Origin of the sequence: Streptomyces sp. NPDC102451 (genome assembly GCF_044765485.1) — a bacterium.
In the GTDB taxonomy this organism is placed as follows: Bacteria; Actinomycetota; Actinomycetes; order Streptomycetales; family Streptomycetaceae; genus Streptomyces.
Map to the genome: position 1 here is coordinate 1 of NZ_JBIWKD010000044.1, position 8,594 is coordinate 8,594.

The 8,594-nt window shown below is 67.9% G+C and carries 3 protein-coding genes and 1 pseudogene; 1 reads left to right on the forward strand and 3 read right to left on the reverse strand.

Annotated elements, in window-relative coordinates:
* Positions 1-941: pseudogene (locus ACIRD8_RS37640) on the forward strand (hypothetical protein); the annotation flags it as partial.
* A gap of 61 nt (positions 942-1,002) precedes the next feature.
* Here the strand turns inward: ACIRD8_RS37640 and ACIRD8_RS37645 are convergent.
* Genes ACIRD8_RS37645 through ACIRD8_RS37655 form a run of 3 tightly spaced genes read right to left on the reverse strand, consistent with a single transcriptional unit; the run spans position 1,003 to position 8,080 of the window.
* The gene (locus tag ACIRD8_RS37645; RefSeq protein ID WP_404002258.1) at positions 1,003-3,627 is read right to left on the reverse strand and encodes an RNaseH domain-containing protein; all 2,625 of its coding nucleotides are present in this window, start codon (positions 3,625-3,627) and stop codon (positions 1,003-1,005) included.
* Positions 3,621-6,881 carry a hypothetical protein gene (locus ACIRD8_RS37650; protein WP_404002260.1) on the reverse strand — a complete coding sequence of 1,087 codons (3,261 nt, stop codon included), beginning with the start codon at positions 6,879-6,881 and terminating at the stop codon, positions 3,621-3,623. Before ACIRD8_RS37650 ends, ACIRD8_RS37645 begins: the two co-directional genes overlap by 7 nt.
* A complete protein-coding gene (locus ACIRD8_RS37655; protein ID WP_404002262.1) occupies positions 6,878-8,080 on the reverse strand; it encodes a hypothetical protein in 1,203 nt (400 codons plus the stop codon). Before ACIRD8_RS37655 ends, ACIRD8_RS37650 begins: the two co-directional genes overlap by 4 nt.
* Positions 8,081-8,594: the final 514 nt, after the last annotated feature.

Sequence of the window (8,594 nt, forward strand, 5' to 3'; positions counted from 1 at the left end):
GGGAACTGCTTGCCACGAGCCATGGCAGACCACTTCCACCCGCAGGCCGCCACGCGACCTGCCGTTCAGGTGTCGGCATCGAAGGGGTCACTTCACGGGCCCGCGACCCCTGGATGTGCCGTCACATCCCCTGCAAACAGGTCATTTACCCGAACCGCAACAACGTGATGAGTGGGCAGGGCGCCTGCATCTGGTGCGCGCCGAATGCCCCGAAGAACCCGGAAGCGGCTGCGGCGGCGATGCTGGAACACGGCTTCATCGTGCTGGTGGACTTCCTCGGGACAGGTAAACCGTGGCTGTCGCAGTGCGTCGCGGCCGGGCACATCGTGGCTCCCCGGTACGACAACGTCACCAGCCGCGCCGGCGGCTGCCGGTTCTGCAAGCGATACGGGCCTGGAGACCCGCACGAGGCGGTTGCCGACATGCGGGCCGTCGGCTTCCGCCCGCTGGAGCCGTTCAAGAACATCGCCTCGCCCTGGCTCTCACTGTGCGAGCGGTGCCAGAAGATCTCAGCCCCCAGACTGAACAACGTCCGGAACAGAGGTGAATGCTGCCAGCACTGCGCGCGTTACGGGCTGGACCCGGGCGCCCCGGCCCGCCTGTACGTCCTCTCCCACGCCGAGTACGGCGCCGTGAAAATCGGGATCAGTGGACTGCGGACCCGCGAGGACCGCGTCGTCCGGTTCCAGAGCCACGGCTGGGTGCCATTCGCTCAGATCCAGTTCGCCACCGGCGCGGACGCCTATCGCACGGAGCAGAGGGTGATCAAGTTGCTCTGGGCTGAGGGGCACCCGGTATTCCTCAGCGATGCACAGATGCCGATCGGCGGCTACAAGGAGACGTTTGAGGCAGCGCGGGTCTCCGCCGGACGGCTGCTCGTACTTGCGGAAGGAACGGCAGGGGGCGGCGTCGTCAGGCCGCGGTCCGCGAGGCCCCGGTGACGCAAGCCAGCCCCACCGCGAGGTGCTCCGGCAGCAGCCCGCGACGCCCACGCCATACGCGCTACCCGCCGAAGCCTTCCTGATCGACGAAACCGGGATGCTTCTCATCAGCGCTCTTGGCCAGATGCAGCGGCGCAGGAAGGTTGGTGCGCCCATCCCACATCGCCGCCTGCTCCGAGACGCGGGCGGCAAGACCGACCAACTGCTCCTCGCGCCAGCCACCACAGTGGGCGACCACGTATTCGATGCGGGTCATAGCGTGGAAGGGAGCACCCATCTGAGCCAGCTGACCGCCGGGCAGAGTACGGCGCGTGTACTGGGTACCGGTGCGCTGACCGCCGGCGTGCTGACGGGACTGCCCGGAAAACAGCCAGGACACCACGTCCCCGTGATCGTGACGGTAGAGGATCTTCTCCGGCATGACCGGCTGCAGCGGGTTGGCCGGCAGCTTGCCCCCGCCGCCGGTGCGCCGTGACGGCTGAGGTGTGCCCTTCCCGTTGCCGACCCGCACGATCGCCACATCCCGCCCCTTGGCGATCAGGCTCTGCCCGGGAACAACGTCGTCCCCGAGCCGGTCGTTGCATAGCCCGGGCCAGATCCGCTCACGCTCCTCGGCGAAGACAACGATCGGATACCGGTCGCCGAGCGCGGCCAGTGCCCGGTCCACATAGGTGCGCACGTTCTCCGGACCCCCGTGGTCTTCCCGCAGATGATGCCCTCTCCTGCCGATGGGACCGGCATGGTGCAGGGCCCGTGCCTGGGCCAGAGGAAGCCAGCCCTGGTCGCTGTACATGAGAGTGGGCCAGTACGCGTCCTCGCCGAGCGGCATCCGCATGGCGACGAGCGTGATGGCCAGTACGGCGGGTTTACGGGGACGGCCGGGGCGTTCGCCGAAGCGGTGGTAGCGGGTCCACAGCCCCACCGCCACAGTCTCCCGGTCCAGAGCCGTTTCCTTCGCATTGCGGTGGAAGGCGGTGGCGGCCAGACGGTTGTCGATGATGCCGGAGTCGCAGTGCAGGCTGCCGAACGCAATCTGCACCGCATGGTCGTCCTTGTAAGCGACGTCCGGCTCCGGCAGACCCGCCTTCAGGGCCCTGGCCCGCGCGACCTTCTCCGGCGTATTCAGCCGGTACGGGTCCCCTGGGTCGGAGTCCATGGTGATGAACTGCGAGGGGATGCCGCGATCGGCGAAAAGCCCTTTCAGCGCGTGCTTGGCATCCGTCACCCCCGCTTCCTTTTCCTGCTCACTGGGGTAGCGCGTCTCGCACAGGGCCATGATCAGCGCCCGCCCGGCACCGGCCTTGAACCAGGGCAGGGTGTTCAAGATCAGGCTGCGGTCGTGGCTGCCGTGGCGGACCAGCTCGGGCAGCCGCACCGCCACCAGCTCATACCCGGGCGCCAGGACTACTGGCTGCTCGTCGGGAAGATCGGCCAGTTCGGGCCGCGCGTAATCGCGGGCCAACTGCCCCATCACTCGCGTGTGCCACTGCGCCGACTCGTACAACACGACGGTGCGCACCGTTTCGAGGCGGGCGCTCGTCATGGCCTCGGCCATCTTACCGGCCGGCACGTAGGGCGGCAGGTTCCCGCCCGGCTTGCTGATCTTGATGGATGTTCCGGAGTAGACGACGGGCTCCTGGCCGAGGACCTGCCCGGCGTGTTCCTCGAGCCGGGCGTGGAACATCGCCCCCGCGCCCTTGTCGATCGGGTGCTTGCCCGTGCGGTGCACGCCGCGCACCTCTGCCAGCTCATCCAGCCCCGTCAGGGGCGGCTGGGGCAGACGGCCGACACCGCAGGCTTCGACGATCTGTGCCGTCGCCCCGCGGTAACGGACGGCCGCGGGCTGCATGAATCCCTCCGGACCCTTCTCCCACCGGGTGGTGATCGGGGTTTTGAGGATGATGTCCGGGTTGACGGGATGGCGCAGCAGGACGTTGCGGATGCCCTTGTAATGGGTGGCGACGCGCGAGATACGCGCTGACAGATGCGCGATGAGCGTCTTTCCGCCGGGGGCTGGTTCGACCTCGATGTGGATGCGCTCCATGGCGTAGCCGGCGATGCGCCGGCGTTTGCCGCTCTCCTCGTCGATCCACGTCCGCTCGTGGACCAGCGGGGCCTGCCACGCCAGCAGGTCGCCCTCACTGTCGAGGTGGAACCGCAGGGCGGGCAGCGACTCGTCCAGCAGGAGCGGCTGGGCGGCCAGCATGCTCGCCAGCCGCCACCCGGCCACCCTAAACGCCCAGCGGGGACCGGTGATCCGCCCCACGGCGTCGCGGTGCAGCAGCGAACTGAGCGGCTGGGGCCCGTCGTCGGACAGATGCAGCAGGGTGGCGAGGGTGTCACGGTTGTCGTGCCCGTCCAGCCGCGTCTCCCACTCTCGCATCAGAGTGCGCACCACGGCCCCGTCCAGCGCCCCGGGCGTGACGATCACGCTTCGCCCGGCCCACCGGCCGGTCCTGGGGGGTCGGTCGGGGTTGGTGAACACCAGCCGCTCCCCGGTCACGGCACGCGCAGCTGTCTGCAGGGACGCGATCGGCTGCACAGCGTCCTTGCCCCGCGGCCTCGGCAGCCGCCGCCAGGCCGGCGTGAATGCCTCGTCCTGCGGATAGACGTGCACCGTGCCCAGCAGCCGGTCGTCCAGCGCGAAGGACAGGGTGAACAGGCGGCCTCGGTCGTCAGTCACCATTCGCCCGTCTCCTCTTCCTCATATCCGGTGGGGGAGTGCTCCGTCAGCCCCAGCAGGGCATCGGCCATGGTGGTGCGGTAGACGGCGTCGATCAGCGGCATGTGGTCCTCGGCCTGCCATTTCCCGCGCAGCTGCTCAAGGAGGGCGGGCAGCGTGGAGTCTGCGGCGGTATGGGTGAAGGCGGCGTCCAGCAGCCGCAGCCGCCCGTGATCCCCGCCGCGGCGGGTGCGCCCGCCCAGTTGGATCAGCCGGGTCAGGATCTCCGCGACCACGGCGAGCTTGACGTCCTGGCCCAGCGACTTGAAGTAGCCCTGCCCGCTGCGGATGTCATCGAAGATCTGGCCCGCCACGATCCGCAGCCGCTCCAGCTCTGCCGCGGGTTCCGGACCGGGCCGCCGCCGTCGGTAGGCGAGAGAGTTGACCAGGGACAGCAGCACCGGGGGGTCTTCCATCACCGGAATGGGCCGGTTGACCAGACAGGCCACATGCAGCAGGGAGCGCCCGGCACGGTCAACAATATTCAGACCACGTTCGACCCGTGCCATGGGGGCGATCAGGTACCGGCACCGGCCGTGACCCACGGCGTGGGGGAACTGCTCGAGCCGGTTGCTCGGGATGGGCACCCAACCGGGCGGCATCCGCTCAAGCGAGGCCATCCCCAGTGGCCGTACCGCCACGCAGATCTCCGATGCCGCGACCCCCGCGTCGATCATGCCGCGGGCCAGCGCGGGACCGGCGTCGTAAGCGGTCGGCGCGAGCAGCGCATACGCACGATGCGCGGTAGCAGGATCGGCGGCCACTGCGTCGAGCTGCGGGGGAAGGTCCTGGCCGACACTGCGCCCCATGGCCGTATAGGCACGCTCCCGGTTCACTCCGTCAGTGCCAGACACCACGATGCCTACCCCCTCGTCCTGCCCGGCCTGCAGCTCGACGGTGAGGCTTCCATTGACGTCGTCCGGCACGTACCAGGCCGGCTCCTGCAGAAGGTGATGACGCGGCGCATACGGCATGAACGCCGTGGCGGACATCCCGATCACCGCCCGACGGGTGCCGGTATGGGCGAGCGCGGTCACCTCGCCCAGGTAGGCAAGGTGAGCGTGCGGATCACCGACATAGGACTTCAGCCGCAGCGCCGTCTGATGCCGGTCGCCAGGATCGAACGTCTCGGAGAACGCAAACAGCGCACGCCCCAAAGGACCATAAGGGGCAGCCCGCCACGGCACATGCGAGGCCAGCGCGTCCACGAGGCCGTTGCCGGCGGAGGAGATCCCCGCCCCCTGCAACGGCGCCGCGACACCCACGATGCGGTGCAGGATGCTGCGCATCTCCTCCAGATACGCCCGCCGGGCCGCCAGCAGCGCCAGCGAAGACAACCGCTTCTCGTCCCTCTCACCAGTGATCGCCGAAAACGCCTCACCGATGCGCTTCAAGGTGGCGTGGGTGAGCCGGTCCGACCCGCCGGCCAGATCCGTGACCGAGGACAACAACTCCCTCAGCTCGGCCAGCCCCTCGACCTCATCCGCGAACTCCAGCGGCCCCTCCCGCTTGTAGAGCTGGTTAACCGCCTCCATCTGCTGCTCCGTGGGCCGCTCCCCCTCCTCCAGCCCGAAGATCCGGGAGGCGAACATCCCATCCCAACGACGCGGCACCACCATGCTGCGCCGCTCCCGGTCAGGATGGATGACCCCGCCAACGAGGTGGGACACATAGGACTCGGCCAACCACACCAGGTGATTGATCAACGGCCGCAGATACTGCTCAAGGCTCATCGGCAGCCGGTGACAGTGCCGCCGGAACTGGCTGTCGAGCTCACGGACCGGGGTACGCTCCGCACCGTCCTGTGCCAGCAGCACCTGACGGGCCGCCTGGTCGAAAGCCTGCGCCTGCAACGCATCAGCCTCGTCGATGATGACCAGATGACTGCGGTGCAACAGGAGCTGCTCGGTAGTCATGCGCCGCCCCGGAGCAGGCCGACCCACCACCGGCGCGTGGATGTGCCCGGTCAGGAAGTTCGCATGGTTCGTGACGAGGATGCCCGCCGACGCCGCAGCCCGGTGGTGGCGGAACTTCCCACAGCCACCACGCCACGGACAGGCCAGAGCCTTGTCTGCTTTCGGCCCGTTGGGCTTGAGCTGATCGCACGGCTCGTGACCCGGTTTCCAGGTATCCACTGCTTCGGAGGAGGTGGTGGCATGCCCGGTCAGAGGGCAGCTGTAGGACATCTCCCGATACACCCAGGTCCTGAAGTCCGCATCGTCGTGCGGGTTGCCGGCCGTCTGCTCGGCCAGATCCATCATGGAGGCGGGCGAGACGACCGGCGTGACCTGGGCGGAGACCTGCAGATCAGCCAGATCCTGCCGTAGCCGGTACACCGTGGCCAGGACCTGCGCGCTCTGCGGAACGACCAGCGAGATCACTCGACCCTGCTGGGCGCACCACACCGCGACGAGTTCACTCAGGACGTTCTTGCCCATGCCGGTGGGGGCGTGGAAGACCCGCAGAGGCCCGGCCTGGACACGCAGGAGCTCGCCCACGTCAGTGCCGTCGCGGCCGCGGGCGTGGTGCCTGATGTCCGCGACCGCCTTGCGCCGGTAGTTCTGCCCGCGCAGCTCATCGAGCCGGCCCGCGATCTCGTCCAGATCGGCGAAGGGGATCACCACCTCGTCCAAGACCGGGGCATCACTCAGTTCCTGCACGACGCTGGGAGCAGGTGATCCTTGGTAATCGAGGTCGTAGAAGACGTCCACCACCCGGCCGGACGGACTGAGCGGATCCTTGATCCGAAGGTCGCTGACGTAGGAGCCGGGCGGCGCAGGCTTGGGCAGTAACTGTCCCTTGGCCGCGTTGTCCTCAAGCTCGTCCAGCAAGGCATCAATGAGGGCCTCCTCGTCACCGACGGGAAGGATCAGCACCTGCTCCTTCCCGTCCGCCGGGGCAAACTCGACCGCCTCACCGCTGTCCAGGACTGCTGCCGTCTCCGTGACAAACACCGAATGGTGGGCAAGGATCGCCGGCCGCTGCCGCAGCATCCGAGTGATCCGCACCTGATCGGGCAGAGCCAGCGCAGACCAGCCGTCCCACAGATGCATCTGCCCCGTAGCCAGGAAGTGCGCATCAGCAAGATCCACCACACGCCGCCACGCCGCCTGCTCCTCCACCGCCCGGTTGGGAAACACGCGAGCGGCCAGCAAGACTGCGGCCCGCAGCGTCAGCGGCACGCTGACGGAGTACCTCGCGTTCTTCGGCGACGTCATGCGCCCACCCCCTTCAACCGCCGGGTCACGGCAGCCTTGAAACGGCTGACCGTGAACACGCTGTAGCGCTGCCCCTCAGCAGTCCGCAGCGCATCGAGCCCGGACTGCAGCTGATTGACCTGGCTGCGCCGGTAGTTGGGCACGACCACCGTCTCCCCGGCAGGCGGCCGGTCGATGATCGTCTGCGCGTCCTGGTGATCCTTGACGTCCACCCGCCAGCGATGCCCGTCCGCCAGGTAGACGCCGACATCCCACTCGTCCAGGTTCTCCCAGCGCTCGACCCGAACCCCCTCCTGCTTCTCCAGCCACTGCATCAGGCCCACCTCACTCAGCCCGGGACAGGTGATGTAGCGCCATACCCCCCAGTCCAGGCACAACACGCCCTCCGCTGGCTCCGCAGCCGTCGCCAACCGGCCCCGCCCACCAGTCAGTACAGGCGGCCCACCCTGCCTGCCACCGCCCGCGACAAGACCGAACCGGCTCTGATGCGGCGGATACTCACACCGCAACTGCCCGCCCCGCAGCACCATCGGATACCGGCACTGCGGACACGGCCACAACCACGATGACGCCCCCACCCACATACGGTCCGAGGGAACAGGCCGATACACGTCCATCCGTGCTGCGCCACGCCTCGAGTACTCCTCGACCAACGCCCGCTCCGTGCCGTGTGGCACCTCGGTCAGCATGGTCCGCGCCGCCACGTAGCCAGCCTGTCCATCGGAGCGGATGTGCCGAAAGGCAGCCCGCTCCGTCTGCTCAGCCGTCTGCCGAACCCACGCCGGAAGCCATGTCCCACCGAGATCGAAGTACCCGTCGTCCCCGTACAGGGCCTCCAGATAGTTCATCCCTGCCTCGAAGGCCTCCTCGGTCAACTCACCGTTGTCCGTCAGGACAACCAAGTCACCCATGAAAGAGGGCAGTTCTTCCCACGCCAACGGGACCCACTCCCGCAAGCGAACCGGCAACAAGTCGATCATCTCGCCAGGAGTGGAAGGGCCTGCCCCAACCGGCAGACTCGACAAGAGAACCCCGTGCATACGAGACAGCTCCCGCCACGCACGAGGCTCCTCAACCCGGTTGATCCACGCCGCACCCGCCCGCAGAGCAGCGGTAATGATCCTCCGAGCGGCAACATGCTGACTTACAGGCACAGCTGATCTCCCCTCCACGCCCCACCAGTGGTATTCGGGGCTCATTCCAGACGGGCCAACAACTCCCGGAACATACAGGGTGTGTCTGACAACGCACTCCAAAACCGGCGAAGACGTGCCCCCGCGGCAGCTGGGCGCTACAAGAAACCGGACATGCCGGCAGGCATGTCCCGCGGGGCCCGTTCAGTTAGCCCGGCAGGGCCCATAGCGCACCAGCCCGAGTACGCCAGAGGGGGAGAGGAACCGGATAACTGTCTAAAAAACCCTTACGACATCACGGCACCGTAGACGTCGAGACGCACCGAGCACCGAACCCCTGCCCGGCAGGGCAGGGCAGGGAACCCGAACCCACCCAGCACCCCACCATCATGCCGCCAGGCATGACACCCGAGCATGCGACAGCGGGGCCGCCAGGCCCCGCTCTTTCTCTGTTTGCCCGTCAGGGCAAACCCAGCCAACACACAGTCATGCCGCCAGGCATGACGACACGTCACCTTACGGGCCGTCAGGCCCGAGTTGGCCCGCCAGGGCCAACTTAAGAGCCGACAGGCTCTCCGCC

Excerpts from the sequence above, each read along its gene's own strand:
- ACIRD8_RS37645 (WP_404002258.1), bottom strand. The coding sequence starts at position 3,627 with ATGGTGACTGACGACCGAGGCCGCCTGTTCACCCTGTCCTTCGCGCTG.
- ACIRD8_RS37650 (WP_404002260.1), bottom strand. The coding sequence starts at position 6,881 with ATGACGTCGCCGAAGAACGCGAGGTACTCCGTCAGCGTGCCGCTGACG.
- ACIRD8_RS37655 (WP_404002262.1), bottom strand. The coding sequence starts at position 8,080 with ATGAGCCCCGAATACCACTGGTGGGGCGTGGAGGGGAGATCAGCTGTG.